Here is a 25,434-nt window from a genome sequence, read left to right as displayed (position 1 = left end):
CGGGAGAACCATGCCAACGTTGCTGATCGTGCACCACACGCCGTCGCCGTCGATGCAGGCGATGTTCGAGGCCGCGCTCGCCGGCGCGAAGCATCCGGACATCGAAGGCGTCGACGTCGTCCGCCGTCCCGCGCTCGGCGCGACGGTGGCCGACGTGCTCGCCGCGGACGGCTACCTCCTCGGCACGCCGGCGAACCTCGGCAGCATGAGCGGCGCGTTGAAGCATTTCTTCGACACCGTGTACTACCCGTGCCTGGACGCGACGAAGGGCCGTCCGTTCGGGGCGTACGTGCACGGCAACAACGACACGTCCGGGACCGTGCGGCAACTCGACGCGATCACGACCGGGCTCGGCTGGACCCGGGTGGCCGAGCCCGTGCTCGTGACGGGCGAACCGGATAAAGCCGCGCTGGAAGCGGTGACCGAACTCGGCGGAACCCTTGCCGCGACGCTCATGTGAGCGGCGTGCAGTCCGGCGAGCGGACCGGAAAGCCTTACCCGGGAAAGTAAAGAGGCCTGTCACCGGAAGCCCTGGGGGTCGACCTCCGGCAACAGGCCAGGTCAAGGGTTCGCAACGAAGGCGATCAACCTCGACTACGCAAGGGTACTACAAAGAACCGATCATGACGACCCTGCAATGGCAACCAAGCGTGCTCGATTCAACTCCGAGGGCGCCGACCAGGCCCGCGAAGCCGGGGAAACATGGATCCGGCACCGGTCCGTGTCCCAGTCAGCGGACCACCGGCACCCCGACCGGCCCAACGGTTATGTCCATTGTGGAGGGTCGAGGACGGCAGCTGATTCATCGGCAGCCGACTGCGGTGAGTGACGAAAACGCACCGGATCCGCCACTCGGCGGATAAAGAAGGCGGGCGCCAGTCCGGAGACCGGCACCCGCCCCGGGAAAATCAGGCAGGCGAGACCATCGCGCGCACCGCGGCCGGGACATCGGCCACCGCGACCTGCTGCTGTTCGCGCGTGGCCAGGCTCCGGACCGTCACCCGGCCCGCCGCCCAGTCCTCCTCGCCCACGATGACGACCGCGACCGCGCCCGCCTTGTCCGCGCGAGTGAGCTCCTTGCCCAGTTTGCGCAGTTCCAGCGGGGTCGAGGTGCGCAGGCCCGCCTTGCGCAGCACCGTCGCGACATCGCGAGCCGGGTCCGCCAGCTCCTCGGTGACCGGGATGACCGCGACGTCGACCTCGCTGCGCGGCTGCGGCGTGAGACCGTGCGTGTCGAGGAAGTCCATCAACGTCACGTCGCCCATGCCGAACCCGATGCCGGAGATCTGCTCCTTGGTGAACATCGAGGCGAGGTTGCTGTACCGGCCGCCGCCGAACAGCGCCCGGCGGTTCTGCGGCGAAGTGTCGAAGACCTCGAACACGGTCGACGTGTAGTACGCCAGCCCGCGCACGATCAGCGGCTCGTACCGGACCAGGCTCGCCGCACTGCTGGAGAGCACCTTGACCAGGTTCGACTCGGCCTTGACCTCCGCGGGCAGCTCGTCGAGCAGCGCCGGACCGGCGCCGAGGGTCTCGGCGAGCTTCTCGTACTGCTTGTCCGACAACCCGATCTCGGCGGCGCTGGCCGCGTGCTCCTCGGCCGAGGTCTTCTCCCACCGGTCGACGAGCGCGAACACCTGCGGCAGGTGGTCCGGCGAGATCCCGACGACGTCGGTCAGCGCCGACGACAGCAGGTTCCGGTCGTTGACCCGCACCGCGAACATGTCCGGCGTCGCGCCGACCGCGCCCATCAGGTCGTGGATGAGCTCGAACATCTCGATCTCGCAGTTCGCGCTTTCCGAACCGAAGATGTCGGCGTTGATCTGCCAGTGCTCGCGCACGCGGCCGCGCTGCGGGCGCTCGTAGCGGTGGCAGTTCGGGTGGCTGTACCAGCGCACCGGGAACGACAGCGATTTCGCGTGGCCGGCGATCATCCGGGCCACCGACGGCGTCATCTCCGGGCGCAGCGCGAGCCGTTCGCCGCCGCGCGTGGTGAGCGTGTACAGCTGCTGGTCGGCGATCTCCTGGCCGGACTTCCGCTCGTAGACCTCCGCCTGCTCCAGGATCGGGCCGTCGTAGCGGAGGTAGCCGTAGCGCTCCAGCACGTCGTAGAGATGGCCGAACACCTGCGTGCGGACGGACATTTCGGCGGGGAGGAAGTCTCGGGTCCCCTTGACAGGCGCAGTTGACAGGTATTCAGGCACGTCATCCAGCTTAACGACCCGGCGCCAGCGATTTCGTCAGGGGAACGCGACGCCGTAAGCGGTAAGCAGCATGGCCGCGCCGAGCAGCACCGCGCCGCCGGTCGTGACGCTCATGCCGACGCGGGTGCGCAGCATCGCGACGAAGAACCCGCCGGACTGCGCGAGCACGCCGAACAGCAGCAGGAAGCAGACGATCCAGCGCGCGGGGTCGCCGAGCCCGCCGTGCTCGACCAGCTGCAATGCGGCGAGCGTGAGGACGAGCAGCACGCCGGCGTGTGCGTGCCCGGCGCGGAAGAACCCGCGCTGCTTCTCGGTGAGGTCGCCGCGGCGCAGGACGCCGCTCAGCGCGTAGCCGCCGTACATGACGGTGGGCAGCGATACGAGCGCGATGACGGTGAACAACTGGACTGGGCCGTGCATGGTCGCCTCCTTGGGTGCGGAAGCGCACCATAACACTGTTTTAAAACAGTGTCACGAAACTGCCGGGTCCCTCTTGTCGGTGCTGTCACCCGACAGTCGAGGGAATCGAGCGGCGGAGCGGACGACGGTGGACTGCGCTGAAGTCCATGACTACGACCTCGATGCGGCGCCGCGCCCGATGGGCCGGTCTCGCTTTGTCCCTCGCCCTCGCCGGCCTTTGCTCGACCGCCCTGCCCGCCCAGGCCGCGATTCCGGCGGCGCACCAGCCGGCCAAGAAGAAGCCGGTGCACATCAAGGCCGGACCGGTCAAGGCCAAGGTGCACAAGGGCGAGCAAGTCCGGATCCACGGGCATTTCGCGACCGGCCCGGCGGGCCGCGGCGACGACGACGGGATCCTGTACCTCCAGGAACAAACCCAGGCCGGGGTCTGGGTGAACCTCGCCTCCGCCTCGTGCTCGCCGGACAACGACTTCGACCTCGGCATCCGGCTGAACGTGTCCGGGAGCGTGACGCTGCGGGTCTTCCACCCCGAATCCACCCTGTTCACCGCCGCCGTCTCCGCCGTGTTCACGGTCGTCGTGTTCTAGGAACCGATCCAGTAGGTGTCCGCGGCGGAGAACGGGCATCATGTCGGGCGTGAGCCAGCCCGGGGATGCCGCTTCGCCGCAGTTGGCTTATGCCGACCAGCTCCGCCAGCAATCGGCGACCTGCCGGTTGCTGGCGGAGAAGCAGCGCGAGAACACCGTCGTCTTCGAGGGGTTCGCCGAGCGGGGTCTGCCGGGTTCCGCCGAGATGGCGATCCGCTCCGAACGCTCGGCCCGGTTTCTGGTGCAGCTCGCCTCGGTGATCGCGGAGCAGGCGATCGCGCACGACGAACTGATGGCCGCCGGCGGGCCGGAGAATTCGCGCGCGTACGTCGAGTACGAGGCGACGACGCGGCGGCTGCGGGCGTTGTTGCCGACGGACAGTCTCACCGACTGAGCCGGCTGCTGCCCCCTCTCCCGCTTCGGTCCGTGAGCGAGGGGCAGCGAGCGCAGTGCGTGAAGCCGCCCCGGCTCGAGCGGCGCGATTCGGCCAGTGCGAAAGCCCCAATGCGGCATTGGGACGCCTCGGGCGAGCCACGCAGCCCGGCACCGGGACACCATGCGGTCACGGACGCGGAGCCTGCGCGTGAGTCAGCGCGCCCACGATGTCCTCCGCCAGCAAAAGGCTCGCCAGCCCGTGGCCGTGTTTTTCCCGGCGCACCAAAGAAACCACGTTGTTGCTGAACGCATCCCGCACTGGCCGGAAGACGAGCCGTCCGTCCCGGATCTCCTCGGCGATGTCGAATTCGCTGAGGAACGCGATCGCGTCGCCGGAGGCCGCGAGCCGTTTCATCGTCTCGATCGAGTTCGTGTGGAAAGCCGGTTCGATGTCGAGACCGGCTTTGGCGAAAGCTTCCGCGACGATGCCGTGGATGACCATCGACCGGTCGGCGAAGATCAGCGGATAGGGCGGGCACTGCGCGAGCGGGATCGGGTCCGCGCCGGCGAGCGGATGGTGGGGCGCGACGACGACGCCGAGCCGCGTGTTCATCTGCCAGCAGACCTCGAGGTGCGCGGACGGCGGGACGTTGAAGCCGAGCCCGAGGTCGGCTTCGCTGGCCTCGACGGCGCGGAGGATGTCCTGCGTCGTCATCGTGCGGATCGAAATCCGGACTCGCGGGTGCCTGGTCCGGAACGCCGCCGCGGCGGTGGCGACGACGCTGCTGGCCAGGCCGGTCATCGTCGCGATCACGACCTCGCCGCTGCCGAGCGCGTGCAGGTCGCGGATGTCCGCGACGGTCTCGCGGTACTGCTGCAGGGTGCGCCGGACGTGCGCGAGAAGCGCCTCCCCGGCCGGCGTCGGACGCATCCCGCGCGGCAGGCGGTCGAACAGCGGCTGACCGAGTTCCGCTTCCAGGAGCAGGATCTGCCGGTTGATCGCCGACGGCGCGACGTGCAGCTTCGCCCCGGCCGCGCGGATGGAGCCGAGGCGCGCCACTTCGTCGATGTACTGCAGCAACCGGGAGTGGAGCACGGGCGGACCTCCTAAGCGTACGAAAAAAGAGTACACGTCGTACGAAAATGAATGCTTGTCAGCAACGGTGTGCGGCGGGTTCTATCAGTGCACCAACGACACCGAAGTGAGGACACCGTGCCGGAATCGCCGACCTATCCCCCGCTCGCGGCGGAAGACGTTGCCGCGCAAGAAGATCACGTACGCACGATCTTCGACATTCTCGCCGGCGAGCGGGAAGCGGACCTGCTGCTGCGCAATCTCCACATCGTCGACGTGCACACGGAAAGTGTCTGTCCCGGCTCGCTTCTCGTTTACCGGCAGCGGATCATCGCACTGAACCCCGACGAGTCGATCGTGCGGGTGCGCGAGGTTTTCGACGGCGAGGGGCTTTACGCGATCCCCGGGTTGATCGACGCGCATCTGCATTTCGAGTCGCAGCTCGCGCATCCGGCGGCGTTCGGGGAGGCGATCGTCCCGAGTGGAACGACGACGGTCTTCGGGGAAACCCTGGACTTCGCCAGCGCGGCCGGGAACGAGGCGGTGGAAGCCGTCCAGACCTTGTTCGCCGACCACGAAAAGCTGCCGTACCGGCTTTACGCTTTCGCGCCGGGAAAGAAGACCTCGACGGACGTCACCGAGGCCATGCTGAAGATGGACCCGGTGATCGGGCTGGGCGAGCTGGCGCACCTGTCCTACATGACCGGGGACGCCGACGACTTCCGCAAATCCGCGCTGGGCCGCGCGAATTCCGGATTCGTGAACTGCCATTGGGGGGTCACGGCGCTGTCGGACATGCTGCTGAACTACATGCCCGCGATCGGCGTCGACAACAACCACGACGTCTGGAACGAAGACGACATCGAAAAGAGCGTCCGCTACGGCCTGAACACGCAGATCAAGTTCGGTGTCGGAAGTCCCGAGGTCATCCGGACCATGTTGCGCGCCATCGTGAAACGGCGCTGGCCCGCGGAGAACTTCCAGCTCTGCGCCGACAACATCTCGGTGGACCGCGTCCTGCGGCAGGGCCATATCGACTGGGTGATCTCGCTCGCGATCGAAATGGGCATGCCACCGATCAAGGCGATCAAAATGGGCACCCTGTACGCCGCCCGTTCGTTCCGCAAGGACCGGGATCTCGGTTCGCTCAGCCCGGGTCGCTTCGCGGACATCGTCCTCACGGACAGTCTCGCGAAAATCAATCCGCGGTATGTGTTCAAGGGCGGCGAACTGGTGGCTCGCGACCGCAAACTGCTCAACCGCGTCGGCATCGATTACTCAAGCCTGGCCAGGAAACCGAAGCCGGGACTCGCCGATCTGGTGTCCAAGCAGCTCGACCTGACGCCGATCGAGGTCTCCGCAGAAGGCGATCAGGCGAAGGTGCTGCTCTTCGACGTCTACGGCCGCGGGCATCTCAAGTTCGCCCAGGAGATCTGGGTACCGTTCCGCGACGGCGCGGTCGTGCCCGAGCACGAAGGCAAGCGGCTCAACCGCATTTCGGTCGTTCAGCGCTATGCCGACGGAGAGCGGCACATCGTCACCGGGTTGTTCAAGGGCGTGTCGATCGACCGCGGTGCGGTGTCGACGTTCTGGCCCGCCCCGTCGGCGTACTTCGTGAGCGTCGGCAGGGAGAGCGCGGAGATGTGCGCCAACCTCAAGCAGTTGGACACGCTGGTCGGCGGCTGCCTCGTGACCGAGGACGGCGAGACGACAGCGTGCCTGCCGCTGGAATTCTACGGCGTGATGGCCGATATGAACCTCGCCGAACTCGTCGACGCGACCCGCTCGGTCGACACCGCGCTCGAAAAACTGGGCAACCGCAACGAAGGCGAGCCCGTCGTCAACAAACTCCTGACCCTGTTCATCTCGCTCGACCGTTTCGGATTCATGAAGTAAACCCTCAACGAGGAGGTCGCGGTCGTGCCTTACGACAAAGACGCGGGAGTAATCGACAACGGAAACGTGGTCCGGCGCTGGATCACCTACATCGCAGGCATCTACCTGCTGACGCTCGGTCTCGGCCTGGCCATCCGGGCCGGGATCGGCATCTCCCCGCAAAGCAGCCTGACCCGCACGATGACGCTCGTGCTCCCGCCGCTCAGCCAGGGCACGTTCAATCTCCTGCTCGAAGTGCTCATGCTCATCCTGACTTTCTTGGTGCTGCCAAGAGCATTCAAGCTCCAAAACCTGTTCTCGCTCGTCCCGGCGCTGATCCTGGCCGCGCTGCTCGACTTCAACCTGATGGCGACGAAATGGATCTCCCTGGCACCGTACGCGGCTAATCTCGCGTTGCTGTTCCTCGCCGACGCGATGCTGGCGTTCGGGCTCTTCCTGATGATCCGCGCCAATCTGGTGCTCATGCCGATCGACCTGTTCGTCAACACCCTGCAGAAGAAGACCGGCCGCAAATGGGGAAACATCAAGACCGTCTTCGACTGCACCCTGCTGGCCGTCTCGGCGGGCATCGGGCTGATCTTTCTCGGCGGACCGCATTTCATCCGCGAGGGCACGATCGTCAACGCCGTACTGGTCGGCCAGTACATCAAGCTCTATTTCTTCCTGTACAAGAAGTTCCAGGCCCGCAAGCTCAAGCCCGTTGAAAGCGCAATGTGAACGTCGCGCCGACGCCAGGCTTGCCGAACGCGGCGATCGTCCCGCCGTGTCCCGCGACGACCTCTTGCACCAACGCCAGCCCCAGTCCGAACCGCCGTCCCTCGCCGTGCGGCCCGTGGGCGAACCGCTCGAAAAGCCGTTCCGCTTCGTGCTGCGGGAAGCCCGTCCCGGTGTCGCACACGCGCAGTTCGACGTGCCGCGCGTCCGGGTTGGCGAGAATCACCTCGATCGACCCGCCCGGCGGGGTGTGCCCGATCGCGTTGTCCAGCAAGGCGGACAGCACGCGCCGCAACGCGGTCGGCACCCCCGGCACCACGTCCTCCAGCCCGGGCGAACGGCTCAGCCGGAGGTCCACCTGCCGGTCGTTCGCGCGAACCGATTCCGCCGCCACGGCCTGTTCCGCCAGCACCGCGAGCTGCACAGGCTCCAGCTGCGGCCGCTCGGAACAGGCCTGCGCGGACAACAGCAAATCGTCGACCACCGCGCCCAATTCCCGGGTTCCCGACACCAGGGTTTCCAGCTCGGCCGGTCCCGCGCCGCCGCGCCGGGCCAGGAGCTGCGTGCGGGTGTGCAACCGGGTCAACGGCGCCCGCAGCTCGTGGGACGCGTCGGCGACGAACGTCCGCTGCCGGCGCAGCGCCTCGCCCAACGGCCGGATCGCCCGCCCGGCCAGCAGGTACCCGCTGAGCACCGACGCGATCAGCACCACCAGCTCGGCCACCCCGAGCCCTAGCAGCAGCTGTTCCCGGTCCGAGATCAGATAATGCTCGTTGAAGTACGCCTGCCAGACTTCGCCGCCGCGGTTGACCGTGCGGATGGTGTACGTCGCGCCGTCGAGCACGCGTTCTTCGGTCACCACGTCGCCGTCGTTCGGCACCGGGGGCATCGGCGGGAGCGTGAACGGGAGCCGCCCGGCAGGCGCGTGCCCCTGCGGCGTCACCAGGTAGGTGCATCCGGGCGGGGTCGCGGAAAGCCCGTGTCCCAGCGCGAATTCCAGCTGCCGTTCGGTTTCCGCTGCCTGTCCGCGCAGCAGCACCCAGTACGCGATCACGCCCGCGGCGAGCACGACCATCGTGATCACCACGGCGATCTGGCCCGCGATGGTCCGCCGCGCGCGCCGCAGCGCACGCGCCTCCGGGGCGACGACGGTGGTCACACCGCCCCGATCTGGTAGCCGAGGCCGTGCACCGTCTTCACTACGCCGCGGCCCAGCTTGCGCCGCAGGTAGTACACATAGGTGTCCACAATAGACTCAGCAGCGGACTCGGCGAACACTCCCGCGCGCAGCGACGCACGCGGATGGATGGCTTTGGGCCGCTGGGCGAGCGTGCGCAGCAGCTCGAACTCGCGTCCGGACAGCGTCACCCGCTCCCCGCGCGGCAGCACGACCTCGTGCCGCTGGAGGTCGAGCGCCGCCGCGCCGAGCGGGAGGGATTCGGCGTGCTCCGCGTCGCGGCGGCACAACGCGCGCACCCTCGCGAGCAGTTCGTCGGTCTCGAACGGTTTCACCAGGTAGTCGTCGGCCCCGGTGTCGAGGCCGTGCACCCGGTCGGCCAGCTCGCCCAGCGCGGACAGCACCAGCACCCGCGCGGGCACCGCCCGGCGGCGCAGCTGGGCCAGCACCGAAAGGCCGTCGACCACCGGCAACCGCCGGTCGAGAATCACCACCGCGTGCCTTCCGGTGAGCCCGAGGTGCAGGCCGCGCTGTCCGTCGTGGGCCACTTCGGTCTCGTAACCTTCTCCGGCGAGCAATTCGACGAGCATCCCGGCGAGGTCGCGATCGTCCTCGACCAGGAGCACCCGGGAAGCCGCCGGGGTCTCTGCCTCATCGTGCACAGGTCCATACTCGCAGTGATCCGGCCATCCGACCCTCGACTTTCGTAGGCAATCGCTCAGCTTCGTCCACTCAGGAGAAATTCGGGCATTTCCCCGTCCGCGTACCGGCGGGCGTCGCGTTTGTCGAGCCAGCCGAGCACTGGCGAGGTCATGATCGTGGTGACGAGCGCGACGAGCACCAGCACGGTGAACAACGCGGGCGAAACGATTCCGGCGGACAGCCCAACGTTCAACGCCACCAATTGCATCAGTCCGCGCGCGTTCACCAGCACGCCGATCCGCAGCGCGACCGGTTGCGGTTCGCCGGTCATCCGTGCCGCGCCCCACGAAGCGCCGAGTTTGCCGACCACTGCGACCGCGATGCAGACCAGCGCGAACAGCAGCAGCTTCGGGTCGGCGAGCAGCGCGAATCGCGTGTTGAGGCCGGAGTAGGTGAAGAACAGCGGCAGGAACACGACCCGGCCGACCGGCATGATCCGCGCGAGCACCGTGTCGGCCGCCTCGCCACGCGGGAACACCAGCCCGAGCACGAACGCGCCGAACACCGCGTACAGCCCGATGACGTCGGTGAACCACGCGGCACCGAACAGGAACATGGCGGTCACGAGCATCCGCTGATCCACCGAGACGCGCGGGTTGGCCATCACCTTCGCGACGATCCGGCGGACCACCAGCCACACCAGCAACACGAACAGCACTCCGCCGCCGATGGCCGTCGCGATCGGACCGGCGGTACCGGCGTGCATGCCGAGCACCAAGGCCAGCAGGATCCAGGCGAGGACGTCGTCGAGGGCACCGCACGCCAGTGCGAGGGAACCGAACCTCGTGTTGCCCAGGCCGCGTTCGGTGATGATCCGGGCCATCATCGGGAACGCCGTGATGGCGAGCGCCACCGCGACGAACGCCGCCGAAACCACCGGCGACACCCCGGGTTTCAAGATTCCGGCCCAGTTCGCGCCGAGCACGCTCACCCCCACGCCGAGCGCGAGCGGCACGACTGTGCCCGCGGCGGAGACCGCCGCGACCGTTTTCCGCCCTTCCTTCAGCGCGCTCAGCCGGAATTCGCAGCCCGCCCCGAACATGTAGACGACCAGCCCGATCTGGCCGCCGAGGTACAGCAGGGTCCGCACCGAGTCCGGGAACAGCCATTCCTGGACACCCGGCGCCACGAGCCCGAGCAGCGACGGGCCCAGCAGCACGCCGGTGACCATCTCGCCGACCACCGGCGGCTGCCCGAGCCGCACGGCGAGCGCGTTCACCGCCCGGCAGGCCGCCAGGATCACCACGGCCGCCAGGAAGAACGCGGGTGCGGCTTCTACGGCACTCATCGGGCTCCTCCTTGGAAGTGTTTGGTGCACAACCGGAGCCGGCGCGCGTCGAGCACCATGTAGGTGCCGAACACCAACTGCGCGAGGCTGCGCCACACGTCTTCCCAGCGATCGCGCACCGCCAAATAGGCCAGCGCGGTCCGCGGATTGCTCCGTGCTCCGCGCGGCGTGACGAAAACCGGTCCGCGATTGGGAATCGACCGGGTGTGCGCGGCGCTCGTGGCGAGGGTGAACCGGCGCAGGAATTCCCTGGCGACCACCCGCATGGTCACCGGGGCGAGGCCGCGCGCGGGGCACGGCCGGTTCTGTGCGACGCCGAACGGCAAGAAATTTCTCTGCTCGTGCGCGGGGCATCCGGCCCAGCGCTCCGGATCGAACTCGTCCGCGCGGTCCACTCCGGCGTGGTGGAATTCCGGGTAGCTGAACAGCAGTACGGTGCCCGCTTCGATCGTCCGGTCGGCCAGTTCGATTTCGCCGGTGGTGATGCGGTGCGCGATGCCGAACAGCGGGTAGGTACGCAGGCATTCGTCCAGCACGCGGTCGAAGTACTCGTCGTCGTCCGGGTTTTCCGCGAGCCGCCGCTGCACTCGCGGATGTTCGGCGAGCACCATCAGCAGGTGCGCCATCGCCTCGGACATCTGCACGACCGCGGTGTTGAAGAACGTCCCTTGCAGATAGAACACCTGCTCCTCACGGGTGAGCTGGGACGGCAGCGGATGCGGTACGTCGTCAAGGCGGCGGCGCAGGTAAGCGGTGAGCCGGGCGCGACGGCGCATGTTGCGCGGGCGCACGCACTTCAGCGCGGAAACGACGTCGTCTGCGTGCCCGACGATCAGGTCCCGTGCTTCCGGCGGACACGACTCCCCGAATACCAGCTCGTAGTACAGCTCGGCCCAGACCGGCATCATCTCGTCGCGCAGGCGGATCAGCCGTCCCGGCCCGGTTTCGATCCGGTCGAGCACGCGCGCGGCGACCCGTTCGGTCAGCGCCTGCGATTCGGCCTTCGACTTGACCAGGATGTTCCGGGTGGTTTTGGCGACCTCGTCGTAGCGCGGGCCCGGTTCCAGATGTTCCTGGTGCACCTGGGGTCCGGGCGCGAGCCAGTACCAGAACAGGTCGGACAGCGCGGCGCCCTCGCTGCGCCCGTCGGCGGCCGGATCGGCGTACACCCGGCGGAAGTCCTCGACCGGCACCTGGTAGCCCTCGTCCCCGTTGACCAGCGCGAAAATCCGGTTCCGCAGCGCGACGACCCGGCTGGGCAGCCACTTCGGCGCGGTCGCGATCAGCCCGGCCGCTCCGGCGAGCACAAGCCGTTTCATCGGACCAGGTCCGCGGTCAGCTCGCCGGGGGTCCGCGCCCCGCACAGCCCGAGTGCGGTGTCCGTTTCCTCGCGCAGCCGTTCCAGCACTTCGGCGACACCTTCCTGCCCCGCCGCGGCGAGCCCCCACAGCACCGGCCTGCCGACGCCGACCGCGTCCGCGCCGAGGGCGAGTGCCTTGACCACGTCCGCGCCGCTTCGCACGCCACCGTCGAGAATCAGCGGCACTTGACCGTCCACAACGGACACGATGGCGGGCAGTGCGGCCAAGCTCGAAATCGCGCCGTCGAGTTGCCGACCACCGTGGTTGGACACGAAGATCCCGTCGATTCCGGCCTCCACCGCGCGTCGGGCATCTTCGGGATGCACCACGCCTTTGAGCAGCACCGGCATTTTCGTGGTGTTACGCAACCAGATGAGGTCGTCCCAGGTCAGGCCGGCGGGCATCTCGATGTCGCGCACGCGGCCGGTGCTGTCGCGCATGTTCTCGGCGGCCAGCCCCGGAGGGAGATCGTGGAACGCGTGCCGGTGCTCGCGTTCCCGTCGTCCGCGCACCGCGGAATCGGCCGTGACCACCAATGCCCGCGCACCCGCGTTCTCCGCCCGGCTGATCACCGATTCGGTGAACTCCCGATCCGACTGCACATACAGCTGGAACCACAGCACGTCCGCGACCTTGGCGACGTCCTCGACCGCCGTCGTCGAGGCCATGCTGCACACGAAAACCGCGCCTGCCTCCGCGGTGGCTTGCGCGGTCGCGAGTTCTCCGTCCGAATGCGCGAGCCGATGGAAGGCCGTCGGACACACCAAAACCGGCATCGACAACGGTGATCCGGCGATTTCCACCGCCAGGTCGCGTTTGCCTACTCCGCGCAGTACTCGCGGCACGAGCACCCGGCGGCGGAATTCTTCTTCGTTGGCCCGCAGAGTGGCTTCGTCGCCTGACCCGCCAGCGTAATAGTCGTAGTGCGCTGGTTCCATCCGCTCCCGCGCGATGGCTTCCAGCTCCGCGATCGTGCGCATGTCAGAGCTGCTTCGTGAAGAAGGCGGTCAACGCGTCCACGTGCACCGGGCGGTTCCACTCGTTTTCGAGGTTCTCGGTGACGTGATGGGTCGCGACCAATTCGCCGCCCTGGTAATGCCGGACGATCGGATGCAGGTAATGCCCTTCACCGGAATCGTTCGCGACGTCCTGGCTCGCGCGGGTGACGGTGAAATCGAACGGGTCGATCTTGTCGTGGTCCGGCCCGTAGTCGAGGGTGATCACGAACGCGTTGGCGCTGTCGCCCAGCGGGGTGTCCTTGAACCGGTCGACCGGGACTTCCTCGTAGTAGCGGGCCTGGTCGCCGTCGACCACGAGGACGTCGGCCAGGAAGCCGAACTGCTGGTACAGCGCGGAAGTACGGTTGATCCGGCGGATGACCGCGTCGACCAGTTCGCTGGTCTTGCCTGCCACGGCCGTGCTCGGCCACTCGATGTCGTGGTAACGCTCGTCGAGCACCTTGGAAAGCGCTCGGACGCCGTAGCGATAGCCGTGGATGAACGCACTGGTGGCCTTCTTGAAATCGCGGACCTGAGTGATCGTCCCGGCGAAGTAAAGCCCTGGCACGTTTACCGATTCCCACGACGAGGTCTGCGCTGGGAACCGGTCGTCGATGGTCATCTCCGGACGGCAGTCCTCGTCGAACATCGAGGCGTCGAACCGGAATCCGGTCGCCGCGATGACCCGGTCGTAACGGATCTCCTTGACCAGTTCGTCGGCACGGGCGAAGGCGAATTTGACGTGGTAGCCGTCGTCGTCCTTGGTGATCTCGCGGACGTCGCCGTCGAGAATCGCGTGCTGCAGTTTCAGCTGGTACATATCGAGCACGCCGGCGTTGTACGCGCGGAGATGTCCGACGAAGTGCGTCCGCCAGGCGAGCTTGACCGGCCGCGGACCCGCGACGTGCAGCACCGCAGCGTACGCATTGATGCTGTCAGCGGTCTCGAACGCGGAGTTTCCCTTGCCCAGCACGAGAACGCGCTGGTTGATGAACTGCTCCGGCTCGGTGTCGTAATCGGCGTACTGGTCGACCAGTTCCATGCCCGGCACGTCCGGGACATACGGTTTGGTCACGCCGGTCGCCATGATCAGCCGCCGCGCGCTGAACGTTGCCCCGTCCGCGGCGGTGACCGTGAAGACTTCGTCCGCGCGGGAAATCCGCGTGACCTCGGTGTCGTAGCGGATCTTGATTTCGTGTTTCGCCGCGTAATCAGCGGCGTAGCGGAGGAACGCTTCCGCGGGCGGGAACATCTCGGCGCTGTAGTCGGTGAAGACGAGCGGATCAGGCCCGTCGTCGAGCAGCGAGTTCCAGTCGACCCGGAGGTTCAGCTCGGGGTCGGTCCATCCGGTGTACTTCTTGTTGACCGAGATGAGCGTGCGGTGCCGGGGAAATCGCGTGAAGAACGCGGCGGGCACGGACCCGCGCTCCAGGACCAGGTAGCTGCGCCCGGCCCCGCCCAGCTGCCGCCCGAGCTGCAATCCCGCCGGCCCGGCTCCGACCACCAGGTAGTCCAGCACGTCCGCCATGACACCGACCTCCCGCGTCGCCTTGATCTGACGGCGATCAGAGTGGTCGGAAGATCTCAGAAATCCCTCAGAACGTACCCGGTCTTCGGGACCCCGGCGCCCCGCGTCGCTCGCGGGGCGCCGGCTTCAGCCGCTACTTGCCGGTGACGCGCGCGAGCGCCTCCGGGTACCGCTCGCCTGCGACCGCCTCGGCCGGAGCGGCCTTTTCGATCGCCGCGATGTCCTCTTCGGACAGTTCCAGCTCGGCCGCGCCCACGTTCTCTTCCAGGTACTTCCGCCGCTTCGTGCCCGGGATCGGCACAACGTCAGCCCCCTTGGCCTGCACCCAGGCGAGCGCCAGCTGCCCCGCGGTGACGCCCTTGTCCGCGGCCAGCGCGCGCAGCGCCTCGACAATCGCCATGTTGCGCGCGAAGTTGTCCTCGGCGAACCGCGGCAGGCCGCGCCGCATGTCGCCCTCGGGCAGCTCTTGCACCGAGGTGACCGCGCCAGTCAGGAATCCGCGACCCAGCGGCGAGAACGGCACGATTCCGATCCCCAGCTCCCGGCAGGTGCCGAGAATTTCGTCTTCGATGCCGCGCGTCCACAGCGACCATTCGCTCTGCAGCGCGGTCACCGGATGCACCGCGTGCGCCCGCCGGATGGTCTCCGCGCCTGCCTCGGAGATCCCGGCGAAGCGGATCTTCCCGGCCTCGACCAGCTCGGCGAGCGCGCCCCAGGTCTCCTCGATCGGGACGTTCGGGTCGACGCGGTGCTGGTAGTAGAGGTCGATGTGGTCGACCCCGAGCCGCTGGAGCGATTCGTCGCAGCACTGCTTCACGTACGCGGCGTCCCCGCGCGCGGTCATGCCCTCGTCGGTGTGCACGATGCCGAACTTCGTCGCGAGAACCACCTGGTCGCGACGGTCGGCGATCGCCTTGCCGACGAGCTTCTCGTTCTCCCCCGCGCCGTACACGTTGGCCGTGTCGAGCAGGGTCACCCCCAGTTCCAGCGCCCGGTGCACGGTGGCGACGGACTCGCCGTCGTTGTCGCGCACGCCGTAGGCCGAGCTCATCCCCATGCAGCCGAGCCCCTGTGCCCCGACCTCCAGTGCGCCGAGCTTCCTCGTACCGATCACGCGGAAATTCCCTCCATCTCGGGCGCGACGCCGAAGGCCTTGCGCTCGATCTGCTCGTAGTTGGCGATCTTGTAGTCCAGAATGTCCAGGCACCCCTGCAACTCGGCGATCCGGTCGGCGACCGACTGCCGCTGCTCCACGAGGATCGCCTTGCGGCGCCCCGCGCTGGCCACCCCGTGCCTGCGCAGCGAGGCGTACTCGCGCATGCTCTTGATCGGCATCCCGGTGAGCCGCAGCTTCGTGAGGAAGCCGAGCCAGTTCAGGTCCTCGTCGGAGTAGGCGCGCCGCCCCGCCGAATCGCGGGCGGGCGGTTCGAGAAGCTTGATCCGTTCGTAGTACCGGAGGGTGTCGATCGACAGGCCGCTACGTCGTGCGGCTTCCGCTATCGAGTAGCTCATGCGCTCGACAGTACGACCTGGAGTGCGCTCCAGGTCAAATCTTAAACCGGCGGTTACGCTCGCGTTTTATAACGTTGTTGCGTTACGCTGGGTACATGCCTCGCCCCCGTACCCACGACGAAACCCTCCGGCTGAAGCTCCTGGACCGGGCAGGCGAACTGATCTCCGCGGACGGCCCCAAGGCCCTGTCGCTGCGCAAACTGGCCGCCGACTCCGGCACGTCGACCACCGCGGTGTACTCGCTGTTCGGCAGCAAACCGGACCTGGTGAACGCACTGTACGTGGAAGGCTTCCGCCGCTTCGGCGCCCGCCTGGCGACGGTCCCCCTGTCCGGCGACGCGGTGCCCGACCTCGTGCGCCTGGGCATCGCGTACCGCGAAAGCGCCCTCGCCGACCCGCACCTGTACGCGATCATGTTCAGCCGCTCCGTCCCCGGCTTCGAACCGAACGCCGAGGCCGACGAGGTCGCCCAAGCCACCCTCGCCCCGCTGATGGGCGTAGTCCGCGCCGCAGTGTCGTCCGGCCAGTTCCAGGACGTCGCGCCGGAACTGATCACCGTCAGCCTGTGGGGTTTCGTGCACGGCCTGGTGTCACTGGAACTGTCCGGCCGCCTGCCCGACGGCTTCAGCGTTTCCGACGCGTACGAGAAAGCCTTGCACGCCAACGCTTCCGGCTGGCTTACCTAGCCCCGTACTGCCGATCCCCCGCGTCGCCGAGCCCCGGCACGATGAACCCGGAGTCGTTGAGCCGCTCGTCGATGCTCGACGTGACCACCCGGACCGGCAGCCCCGTCTGCTCCAGATGAGCCAGCCCCTCCGGCGCGGCGAGCGCGCAGATGGCGGTGACGTCAGTAGCACCGCGGTCGGTCAGCAGGCGGATCGTGTACTCCATCGAACCGCCGGTGGCGAGCATCGGATCCAGCACCAGCACAGGCCGGTCCGCGAGCGACTCGGGCAACGACTCGAGGTACGGGGTCGGCTTGAGCGTCTCCTCGTCGCGAGCGAGACCGACGAACCCCATCTGCGCGTCCGGGATCAGCTTGTGCGCCTGGTCAGCCATCCCAAGCCCAGCCCGCAACACAGGCACCAGCAACGGCGGACTGGCCAGCCGATACGCGTCAGTGCGCGCGACCGGAGTATGGATGCGCTCGGTCCGCACCGGCGCGTCCCGCGTGGCTTCATAAACGAGCATGACAGTCAACTCATGCAGCGCGGCCCGGAACGCGGCACTGTCCGTCCGAGCGTCCCGCATGGTCGAGAGACGAGCCTTGGCCAGCGGGTGATCGACTACATGCACATCCATGCCGCACAACTTAGCTGCCCAGTTCGAGGACGCCACTCTTTCCCCGCGCGTTCGTGGGCCCGATTACTTCCGGCGGGTCGCCGCGGCATCGCCACACTCGCCACACGAACGGAGCAAGGACAGGCTCGGCGAGATCGGCCGGCAACAACCGCGGCTGACCGAGCGCTCGACCTTCCCGAGGTGAACCGTCAGCAGACCGTCGACCACCATGAACCGAACCTCTCCTCCAGTTCGTCCCGCTGGCCCCCGCCCAAGCGAGTAGCCCTTTGCTGTCTCGCCGACGCGCCCTGCCCTTCCCTCCAGCCGTCTGCCGGCCGCGTCGACGCGGCCGGGGTTTGAACCTGACAGAGAACGAGGTTCGGCGGGCTCGACGAGTGCCCGTAGAGCCCGCCGAACAAGTATCAGGCAGGCGGTCGGCAGGACGCTGACTGCCCAGGCGATCCCGCGCAGACCATGATCTTGCCGGTGGCCGCGATCCAGTCGATCCAACCACCCTGGAAGGTGCTCCGCCTGCCCTCCGGGATCGCGTACTCGTCACTGGTCGGATAGCCCAGGAACGAGCGTTCCCAGCCCATTTCCGCCCATTTTGTCCGAATCGCGCCCCAGACTCCGTACGCACCGGTTGTCTGGGTCCAGTAGATCGATCCACCGTTGACGAAATGGTTGTACCGGCCAATTCCATCCGGCGTGACGCTTTGGTCAGTAACCGGCGGCCCGAAGTTCGCGAACTGGTGGCCGCCGAAACGCTTCAGGTACGCATCCAGGATATTCTCGCGCACCTCATGCACACCGGTGTCCTGTCGCCAGTAGAGGCGGGCGTGCTGGTAGTCGCGCCATCGCACCGACCCATCGGCTTGCTCGGCATGCACCGGCTCGCCTGCCCGAGCCCGGAGTGCGTCGTCGTTCAGCCACCGCTGAGTGATCTCCGAGGACGTATCCGGCGGATTCGGCACTGCGATGCGCCAAGCGGTCTCCGCCGCGAAATTGTCAGGATTCCACATAGGCAGGCAGATCTCCGGCGGGATCTGACCTGGCCTCGACGGTTCAGTGGCTTCACACCTCGGCCCGCTCCGGCCGAGACCGACCGACGAATCCTGCTGCTGGCGAAGATAATAATTGGGGTAAGCCGCTGACTTGAAGGCCAGGGTATCCGCCGAACGCTTCTCGACGCACCAGGTCGCCTTCCTTCGGAAAGCATCGCTGTCGTCGCTTGGCGAAACGGACACCGACGAGGACAACGGGTTGCCGTTCGGGCTCAGCGAACCCCCGTCAGGGACCAGGAAGAAATTCAGGCTCCCGGACATCTCGAAGGAGTGACAGTCAGGATTGGCCAGGCCTGGCCGGATGGTCCACGTCACATTCCCCGCAGATCCCGGCTTGTTCGGACCGAGCCAAACGCCGGAGCCGTTGCCGTTGAGATAACGCCCGCGTTTCCCTTGCTTGCCCGACTCGAAGGACTGAGACAGAGACTGGAACTGCCCGTACAGCAAGAAGTTGCCAACCTCGGCGGGGCCGCCGGCCAGCGCACTGTCCGCGGCTGCGACCAATGCCGGATGGACCAGGCTCTGCGCGGCTTTAGTCCTGATCTCCAGCACTCGACGACGATCCGCTTCGGCGCGCTGCTGCGCATCCCTTCGCAGATCAGCATCCCGTGCACGGTAGATCCCGGCGTTGATGAACTCCTTCCATACAGCCGGGTCCTCGCTGAGCACCGCGGTCAAAGCCGTAGCGTATACGCTGGTGTCCCGTTCGGCCCTTCGGACGATTTCCGAAATGAACTGCTGATCGGGCAGGTTGGCCAATTCGTCAGTAGGCTGGGCTCGAACGACCGTCAGCGCGTTCCGCTTCGCGGCCCGAGACTTTTCTAACGCCTTCTGTTCCTGGTCTTTCTGATCGTCCTGGTCGATCTTGTCCTGCACGTCTTGGTTGTGCGCCTCGACAACACCGACATCAAGGAAGGTCAACTGGTCTGCACTGGCGCCCCGATAGGCAGTCAACGCGGCCGCCTTGACTCTGGACTGCCCCGACGACACCGCCCAGTTGTATACCTCGAAGACGAAGTTCTTCACGCCCAGCGCGAGCATCTGCGGGGTGGCATTCAGCCCCACCACCTCCGCGGCGTGTTGCTTCAGCGTGAGCGTCCCCCATTCGTTTTCTTGATCCGATCTCAGGGCGTGAAAGAACAACTCTTGGATCCATCGCGTGCATGCGCTTTCCCCGTCCGCCCATGCCAGTCTTGCGGTTTCGGAAACCGCTTTCTTCCCAACAGCCAGCGCTCGTTGCCCCACCTCGGTCACGAAACTGCAGTCGCTCAAGGGAAGCAGTCTGCTGGCATCGCCCAGCATTCCCATCTCGCCGAGCACCTTCAGCTTCTCCGCTGAATCCGCGCCGCCGAGCGCGCGCGCGTTCGCGACGGGCCCCAACACCGCTGGAGCACCTTCAGCGGCCGCAACTGAAGGCGTAACCAGCCCTGCCGTCAGCAGCACGACCACTGCTGGAAGTACGGCTATCGACACCCATCTTCGCGCCCTCCGCCCGCCAGCCGAGTTCTCGTTCGCAGTCATCCGCACCCCTCAGTCTCCCCGATCTCAGATTGGCGGTTCCGGCCACACATCTTTCCACTTTCGATACTCATCCAGCTCGGGTGATTCCGAAAAAAGATGGTCCACGAACTTTATTTGCGACATCAGCCACCTGGTTTCCCATAATTTTCTCTCATCAACCTTATCCAGAAGGTCTCGCCTCGATTTCATTTCCTTCGCTTCTTCCGGAGATATCGAGAGCTCCGACAGATACCCCTTAAGCAGTTGAGCCGGGTTCAGCAACGGGATATCGGACCGCGGTGGCACCCTCCTCAGCAATGCCGAGGATAGATGGAACCGATCATAAACCAATTGTGTTCGATCCAAGTCGCTGAACTCTTTCGCCGCCCAGAGAAGGTTGTCCGCCAGCTTGGCGTAACGAGGCCATTCAGCTTCGGTCAGTTCGCGGCAGGTCTCGACGAACTTCTCCTTGAACCACCTGACAGCGAGGTACCAGTCGTAGTAATAGGCATCCTGGTCGGCGGGCTCAGCTTGAGGACGCTCCGTTATCCGAGCGGCTTCCAGCCTTGCGGCTAGGTCACGAAAGCCGAGCCCGTGCAGTTCCTGCCGAGGGGGAATCATCGGAAAAACACCCCGAACTCGGCGAACGCGTCTTTCCCGATGCGCAGGTAAGCCCGCCCCAAGGAGCCGCTACGCGGCGGGATGTAGTGCCCGCTCTGCAGGTTGATCTCCACGCCGACGTAGCCGGTACGGGATGACCCCGTCACCCGCGCCTCTCCGGCCGACGCGACGTCGTGCCCGCGGCTGATCACCGTGTGTTTGATTTCCTCGCCATTTTTGCTCTTCGGCACCACGCTGAGAGTCCCGTCCTGCATCACTGCCCATTTCATCACTTCCCCCGTCTCGACCAGTGCATCGAACTCAGCGGTACCCACTCGGATCGGAGTAACGCCCAGCCGCTCGGCTACCGCGAGTTCCTTGACCAGTTCGTCGTAGGTTCCCAGGTTCGGGAGCGGATCACATAACCAACTCGGTACCGCGTGCGGTCCGGAGGCGGTAGCGCTTCCCCCAGCGCTGGCCATCGCCGGAACGCGAGGACGAACCGGGCATATCTTGTTGACCCGCTGGATAATGGACTCGACCTTCGCCGCGATCTTCTGGATGCGCTCGGATTTGGCGAGGTACTTCCCGATATTGGTGACTGCGGAGACGATCGCTTTTCCGATGGGGACCAGCTTGGTGAAGATCGTCGCCAAGGACAGCACGTTGACGACGGTCCACAGGCACGATGCGATGTTCCCGTCGCCGAAACACCGGATGGCATCGTTCACACCGATGACTTCGAGCAATACGTCGGCACCCACCTCGGCGAGGTAAGCCAGCACATCGCCGCCGCCGAAACATTCCTGCCGGATTTTCCGGTGGTCCACTAGCGCGGCACTGCCTTCGTCGAAGCTGGCCAGGTCGTCTGCCTGCTCTGTGGTCAACTCGGCGAGACAGTCACCGGCCTGCTGAGCCTGCCGTCGACGAAGTTCTTCCTCGTCTCGTCGGCGCTGCTCCTCGGCTCGGTCCGCCGACTGCTGCGCCTCGGTGGCGTGGCTGACGGCGTTACGAGCCATCTCGGCGGCGCGTTCGGCGTCTTTACGCGCATTTTCAGCGGCTTGCCGGGCAGCGGAGGCATCGGCTTCGGCCCGGTCCGCAGCCCGTCTTGCCGCGTCCGCGTCGGCTTCGGCCCGGCCAGCCGCCTGGTCCGCAGCCGCGGCCTCTCTCGCGGCGTCGTCGGCCGCGCGGCCAGCGATAGTAGCGTCGGCCCAAGCGGCGTTGGCCGCATCCCTGGCCAGTCTGGCATCGTCCTGTGCCTGCCGGTCCGCGTCATTGGCGCTCGCCGCTGCTGCCCGCGCCAGTACCCCTTGAGCCGCGGCATCGGCGGCGGCTCGTTGCGCTTCAGCGGCAGAATGGGCTGCCGCCGCGGCGGACCGGGCGGAGGCAGCCGCCGCATCATAGGCAGGCTTGACCTCGGCCGAGGCCCGGTCCGCAGCCTCCTGCGCCAGCCGGACGGCCTCTTTCGCCTCGGTCGCGCGGGATTCGGCCTGCCTTGCCTGCTCTTCGCCGACGAGCCCGGCCTGCCGGGCCACCTCGGCCGCGAAGTCGGCGCCAAGGTCCTCACCGGTGAACGGAGCCACGATAGTGATCGCCGTGTTCGCGGGCTGAGCTATCCCGTTCGAAGACGCCCTCGCCGCCGCTGCAGCACGGATCGAGACCTCAGCCTGTGTTGCCGCGGACACCGCCTCCTGCGCGGCCGCGTCCGCCTCGGCCTTGGTTCGGCCGGCTGCGAACAACGCCTGCTGCGCTTCCACCGCCGCCTGCTGAGACAACTGCACCGCTGCGTTGGCGTGCTCCGCGGCCTGCACCTCGTTCGAGGTAGCCTCGGCCGCCTTTTGGTCGGTGCGCATCGCCAGTGCATGGGCGTTCGCAGCGTGCACTTCAGCCTTGCTAGCAGCGGCATCAGCTCGGGCATACGCAGCCCAGGCCTCATTGGCAGCAGCACGCGCTCTGGCAGCAGCCCGACTCGCCTCAGTAGCGTGAGTGCGTGCCTGCACGGCCGCGTATGTGGCGGTATTGGCTTCGTTACGGGCCTGGGTGGCCGCGTTCGTCGCGGTTACCGCTTCCTGACGGGCTTGTTCGGCCGCGGCCTTGGCCTGCGGCTCGTACGGCTTGCCCCGTGCCGCTGCCGCGCCCGCGTCCAACGCCTGCTGCTTGGCCTCGGCGGCTTGCCGTGCCTGCTCCGCGACGAAACTCCGATCACGGGCCGCGGCGGCCTTGCGTTCCTCCGTCTCCGCCGAATCAGCCGCCTTCTTGGCGTCACCCTCCTGACCTTCCGCGCGCAGGCGAGCATCGTGGGCTACGTCGGCCTGCCGCTCGGCGTTGCCGCGGGCAGTCTTCGCCACGGCGGCCTGCTTCTCCGCTTCAGCTCTTTGCTGAGCGGCGGTGCCTCGTTCCTGCTCGGCGCGTTTCCTCGCCTCGGCGGCCTTGCCCGCCTCCTGCTGCGCAATGTTTCGTTGTTCCCGTGCTTTGGCGGCCTCGGCCCATGCCTGCCGAGCTGTCTGTTCTGCCGAGATCCTGGCGTCACGTGCTCGCGTCGCGGCGTCCTTCGCTGCGTTCGCTTCCGACTGCGCAGACTCGGCGACTCGCGCGGCGGCCGCCGCGTGCTGTTCGGCTTGTTGGCGCCACTTCGCGGCCTGCTCCGCGCTCCGTTGCGCTTTCTCCTGCGCGTCCCGTGCGGCATCCGTCGAGGCCGTAGCTTCGATTGTGTGCTGGGCCGTCTCTGCCGCACCGCCGGCGGCCTGCGCGGCCAGGTGCATCCCTTGCGCCATCCGTGCCCATTGCGCGCCATAGGGTAAGTCGATCCCGACGAGGATGTCCGCCTGCGCCTGTGCAGTGACCGCGGCCTGCTCCGCGTCCGTCGCGGCCTGCCGGGTGTTATCGACCTGGCGTGCGACTTCACGTTTGACCTCGTTGAACGCCTCTGGCGGATGCGCCCCGCCCGCTTCATGGGCAGCCAGGATCTGCGCAGCTGTGCGCGACTCATTCGCGGCCAGGGTCATCGCGTTCGCCGCCCGCCGCAGCGCGTTAACGCCGTTGCCATGCGCGATCAGCAGATTCCGGCGGGCATCCCAGGCTTGTTTCGCTCGCTTCGCCAACGCGGAAAGCTTCTCAGCCGCCTCGCGCTGCTGCCGCTGCTGTTCCAGCAATGCTTCCCGAGCTTGCACGTCGCGGTCGACGGCGGCTTCGTAACCGCCCGTTGCGAAGAATGCCGCGATCGCGGCGTCCCCCGCATCCAGCGCGGCCTGCGCGGCCTTGCGCAGTTCGAGACCGCCGGTCGCCACCAGCAACCTCACCCGGTCACGCAACTGCTTCGCCCGAGCTTCGGCGTTCAGCTGAGTCTGCTCGTCTCGCTTCCGGGCGATTTCTGCTCCGAACGCGAGGAAGTCGGCGCGATCCCCGTCGGTTCCGGCGAGAACGCGCACTACCTCGGCGTTGAAGATCGCACCGCCTGTTCCAGCCATGGCCTCGATCTGCTCGCGGTGCTGCCGGGCGACCCCCGCTTTGCGGGTGCTCGCGCGGGCCTTGGCTTGGTCGATGCCCGTCGCCATAAACGCTTCGAGCGATTCGGTGCTGAATGCGTCAAGCGCGGCTTGTGCGGCCTCACGCACCTCATGGTCTTCATCTAGTTCGGCGTAGTCGGCGACCACGTCCCTCAGGAACGGATCGACCGGAACACCTATCGACTGCCAGCCCTGCCACACCGAGGCTGGAGCCGCCCGCGCCGGCCCCGATGCCGGGGCTCGCTCCGCCGCGGCCGGAACGGACCGAACCAGCCCAGCCAGCAACAACACCGCGAGAAATGCCACGACCGATCTTCGTAACCGAGACATGACGAGTACTCCCGTCGAAGAATTCGAGAAAACCGGATAGTTCGAAGAAGGAGAGCCAGCGTGCCTGCAAGCGAGCAGCTATTTCGTCATTCGCTGCTCGCCGGCCTGCGCCAGCTCCCACAGCGCAGTCCAGTTCGCGACCTGGCTATCGGCGGCTTGCCGCTCCGTCGCCCACCGTTGCTCGTTGTCGTGTGCCGGAGCGAGGATCGCTGCCCAGTTCGGCCCTGCCGCGCCCTCCGCAGCCGCAGCGACCCTCCGCCAGGTCTCCGCCTGGGTGCGGGCAGCGTCCTCAGCACCTTGCCACTCGGTACGTGCGGGAGTCGCTTGATCGGCCGCTGTCCGCCACGCGCGCGCCGCGTTTTGCCTGGCTTGCTCGCGGAACTCCTCAGCAGCCTTGTTCGCCGCCTGTTCAGCTTCCTGCGCGTCGACGAACAGCCGCCGGATGCTGGCCCGCCACCTCGCCTCGTTATCGGCCGCGCGGAGCAGGAAGCCCTCCAGATCGATCCTCGCCGCGCTGGCCCAGCCGTAGGCGAAAAACTCCACCAGCGCGCCGTTGCCTGCTCCCTCTCGGATCGCCCACTGTGCCCGCAGCCGGACCTGCTTGCCAGGGTCGTTCTTGGCGAGCACCTCGATGAACTTGCGGTCAGCTTCGCGCAGCGCCTCTTCCTGCTTGCCTGATTCTTCTCGCGCGGCCTTGTCCCGAGCTAACGCCGCGGCATATCCGGAATCAACGAACTGCTGCCGGTCCGACTGCGAGCCAGCTATCACCCGCACCGCCGCCGCATTGACCTCAGGGGAGAACTCGGGCGACGTGGTGTCTCGAATCCGCTTCGCGAAATCCATATTCTGCGCGTCATTCTGCTTCGCGAGCTCCATCGCCTCGTAATAGCCGTGCGCGCGGAACTCAGCGATGGACTGATCCTGCGGTTTGCCGAGCAACGCGACCCAAGCGTAAGTGCGCACCATCTCGTACGGGTGGGTCTGGGCGATCTTCAAGACCAAATCCGCGGGATCCAGCAACTTCAGATCGTCTGCCAGACCCGCCGAACGGGGGGACGCCACCGGCCGCTCGACCCCCACCGCCGTACCCGCCGACAAAACACTTGTCAATAGCACCACCGCGCACACCATGATGCGCACGCGTCTTCGACGCATAGAAACCTTCCCCCTCCGGCATTAGGCCGAAATACCCCAATACGGCACGCTACGACATGATCAGGTCGCGCACCAGGCGAAAGCGGAGCAATCCGGCTAGGACAATCGTCCTACTGTCCGACAGCGACCTGAGCAGCGAATGCGCTGTCACTCGCGATTCC

The 25,434-nt window shown here is 66.9% G+C and carries 22 protein-coding genes; 6 read left to right on the top strand and 16 right to left on the bottom strand.

The features are described 5' to 3' along the window. The first annotated feature begins 10 nt into the window (after window positions 1-10). Window positions 11-460, top strand: coding sequence for a flavodoxin family protein (locus L3Q65_RS40785; protein ID WP_009072659.1), 450 nt, complete (start codon window positions 11-13; stop codon window positions 458-460). A 448-nt stretch (window positions 461-908) separates the two neighbouring features. On the opposite strand, the gene hisS is transcribed toward L3Q65_RS40785, so the two are convergent. Next, entirely contained in the window at window positions 909-2,204 is a 1,296-nt protein-coding gene (gene hisS, locus L3Q65_RS40780) for a histidine--tRNA ligase (RefSeq protein WP_182894499.1), read from the bottom strand. A 36-nt stretch (window positions 2,205-2,240) separates the two neighbouring features. Further along, on the bottom strand, window positions 2,241-2,624 hold the full coding sequence (locus L3Q65_RS40775) for a hypothetical protein (protein WP_182894500.1): 384 nt from the start codon (window positions 2,622-2,624) through the stop codon (window positions 2,241-2,243). A 146-nt stretch (window positions 2,625-2,770) separates the two neighbouring features. Here L3Q65_RS40775 and L3Q65_RS40770 point away from each other — a divergent pair, with 146 nt between their 5' ends. Both L3Q65_RS40770 and L3Q65_RS40765 read left to right on the top strand, forming a co-directional pair. After that, the gene (locus L3Q65_RS40770; protein WP_237598028.1) at window positions 2,771-3,211 is read left to right on the top strand and encodes a hypothetical protein; all 441 of its coding nucleotides are present in this window, start codon (window positions 2,771-2,773) and stop codon (window positions 3,209-3,211) included. Window positions 3,212-3,251: 40 nt separating this feature from the next. Further along, window positions 3,252-3,605: a hypothetical protein gene (locus L3Q65_RS40765; RefSeq protein ID WP_182894502.1), complete on the top strand. Its 354-nt coding sequence runs from the start codon at window positions 3,252-3,254 to the stop codon at window positions 3,603-3,605. Window positions 3,606-3,773: 168 nt separating this feature from the next. Here the strand turns inward: L3Q65_RS40765 and L3Q65_RS40760 are convergent, their stop codons facing one another. Beyond that, window positions 3,774-4,682 (bottom strand): LysR family transcriptional regulator, encoded by a 909-nt coding sequence (locus L3Q65_RS40760; RefSeq protein WP_237598027.1) that lies wholly within the window; start codon window positions 4,680-4,682, stop codon window positions 3,774-3,776. Between the two features lie 51 nt (window positions 4,683-4,733). On the opposite strand from L3Q65_RS40760, the gene L3Q65_RS40755 reads away from it, so the two are divergent. Together L3Q65_RS40755 and L3Q65_RS40750 are read left to right on the top strand one after the other, a co-directional pair. Continuing rightward, window positions 4,734-6,557 (top strand): adenine deaminase C-terminal domain-containing protein, encoded by a 1,824-nt coding sequence (locus L3Q65_RS40755; protein WP_237598026.1) that lies wholly within the window; start codon window positions 4,734-4,736, stop codon window positions 6,555-6,557. Between the two features lie 24 nt (window positions 6,558-6,581). Continuing rightward, on the top strand, window positions 6,582-7,274 hold the full coding sequence (locus L3Q65_RS40750; RefSeq protein WP_237598025.1) for a YitT family protein: 693 nt from the start codon (window positions 6,582-6,584) through the stop codon (window positions 7,272-7,274). Here L3Q65_RS40750 and L3Q65_RS40745 read toward each other — a convergent pair. The 8 genes from L3Q65_RS40745 to L3Q65_RS40710 all read right to left on the bottom strand — a co-directional run bounded on the left by L3Q65_RS40745 (window position 7,249) and on the right by L3Q65_RS40710 (window position 15,837). Then, window positions 7,249-8,430, bottom strand: a complete 1,182-nt coding sequence (locus L3Q65_RS40745) for a HAMP domain-containing sensor histidine kinase (protein WP_237598024.1) — start codon at window positions 8,428-8,430, stop codon at window positions 7,249-7,251. The two genes, L3Q65_RS40750 and L3Q65_RS40745, sit on opposite strands and share 26 nt — an antisense overlap. Beyond that, on the bottom strand, window positions 8,427-9,074 hold the full coding sequence (locus tag L3Q65_RS40740) for a response regulator transcription factor (RefSeq protein WP_182894672.1): 648 nt from the start codon (window positions 9,072-9,074) through the stop codon (window positions 8,427-8,429). Before L3Q65_RS40740 ends, L3Q65_RS40745 begins: the two co-directional genes overlap by 4 nt. A 92-nt stretch (window positions 9,075-9,166) precedes the next feature. Beyond that, window positions 9,167-10,438, bottom strand: a complete 1,272-nt coding sequence (locus L3Q65_RS40735) for a cation:proton antiporter (protein ID WP_182894507.1) — start codon at window positions 10,436-10,438, stop codon at window positions 9,167-9,169. Then, entirely contained in the window at window positions 10,435-11,757 is a 1,323-nt protein-coding gene (locus tag L3Q65_RS40730; protein ID WP_182894508.1) for a cytochrome P450, read from the bottom strand. The genes L3Q65_RS40735 and L3Q65_RS40730 overlap by 4 nt, the downstream gene beginning before the upstream one ends. Beyond that, entirely contained in the window at window positions 11,754-12,779 is a 1,026-nt protein-coding gene (locus L3Q65_RS40725; RefSeq protein ID WP_237598023.1) for an alpha-hydroxy acid oxidase, read from the bottom strand. Before L3Q65_RS40725 ends, L3Q65_RS40730 begins: the two co-directional genes overlap by 4 nt. Window position 12,780: 1 nt before the next feature. Beyond that, window positions 12,781-14,325: an NAD(P)-binding domain-containing protein gene (locus L3Q65_RS40720; protein WP_237598022.1), complete on the bottom strand. Its 1,545-nt coding sequence runs from the start codon at window positions 14,323-14,325 to the stop codon at window positions 12,781-12,783. A gap of 133 nt (window positions 14,326-14,458) precedes the next feature. Beyond that, the gene (locus L3Q65_RS40715) at window positions 14,459-15,439 is read right to left on the bottom strand and encodes an aldo/keto reductase (RefSeq protein ID WP_182894511.1); all 981 of its coding nucleotides are present in this window, start codon (window positions 15,437-15,439) and stop codon (window positions 14,459-14,461) included. Next, window positions 15,436-15,837, bottom strand: a complete 402-nt coding sequence (locus L3Q65_RS40710; protein WP_009072633.1) for a MerR family transcriptional regulator — start codon at window positions 15,835-15,837, stop codon at window positions 15,436-15,438. Before L3Q65_RS40710 ends, L3Q65_RS40715 begins: the two co-directional genes overlap by 4 nt. Before the next feature lie 95 nt (window positions 15,838-15,932). Here L3Q65_RS40710 and L3Q65_RS40705 point away from each other — a divergent pair, with 95 nt between their 5' ends. Continuing rightward, window positions 15,933-16,523, top strand: coding sequence for a TetR/AcrR family transcriptional regulator (locus L3Q65_RS40705; RefSeq protein ID WP_182894512.1), 591 nt, complete (start codon window positions 15,933-15,935; stop codon window positions 16,521-16,523). On the opposite strand, the gene upp is transcribed toward L3Q65_RS40705, so the two are convergent. The 5 genes from upp to L3Q65_RS40680 form a co-directional block, all read right to left on the bottom strand. Further along, window positions 16,516-17,139: a uracil phosphoribosyltransferase gene (upp, locus tag L3Q65_RS40700; protein ID WP_116205731.1), complete on the bottom strand. Its 624-nt coding sequence runs from the start codon at window positions 17,137-17,139 to the stop codon at window positions 16,516-16,518. The genes L3Q65_RS40705 and upp overlap by 8 nt on opposite strands. Before the next feature lie 401 nt (window positions 17,140-17,540). Further along, window positions 17,541-19,631, bottom strand: coding sequence for an AbfB domain-containing protein (locus L3Q65_RS40695; RefSeq protein ID WP_237598021.1), 2,091 nt, complete (start codon window positions 19,629-19,631; stop codon window positions 17,541-17,543). Between the two features lie 96 nt (window positions 19,632-19,727). Further along, on the bottom strand, window positions 19,728-20,303 hold the full coding sequence (locus L3Q65_RS40690) for a hypothetical protein (RefSeq protein WP_237598020.1): 576 nt from the start codon (window positions 20,301-20,303) through the stop codon (window positions 19,728-19,730). Further along, on the bottom strand, window positions 20,300-24,094 hold the full coding sequence (locus tag L3Q65_RS40685) for a hypothetical protein (protein WP_237598019.1): 3,795 nt from the start codon (window positions 24,092-24,094) through the stop codon (window positions 20,300-20,302). The genes L3Q65_RS40690 and L3Q65_RS40685 overlap by 4 nt, the downstream gene beginning before the upstream one ends. Before the next feature lie 102 nt (window positions 24,095-24,196). Then, the gene (locus L3Q65_RS40680; protein WP_182894516.1) at window positions 24,197-25,258 is read right to left on the bottom strand and encodes a hypothetical protein; all 1,062 of its coding nucleotides are present in this window, start codon (window positions 25,256-25,258) and stop codon (window positions 24,197-24,199) included. Window positions 25,259-25,434: the final 176 nt, after the last annotated feature.

This window comes from Amycolatopsis sp. FU40 (assembly GCF_021903635.1).
In the GTDB taxonomy this organism is placed as follows: Bacteria; Actinomycetota; Actinomycetes; order Mycobacteriales; family Pseudonocardiaceae; genus Amycolatopsis; species Amycolatopsis dendrobii.
The sequence above is the reverse complement of the archived record's forward strand: the minus strand, read 5'-3'. Positions and strand labels throughout refer to the sequence as shown.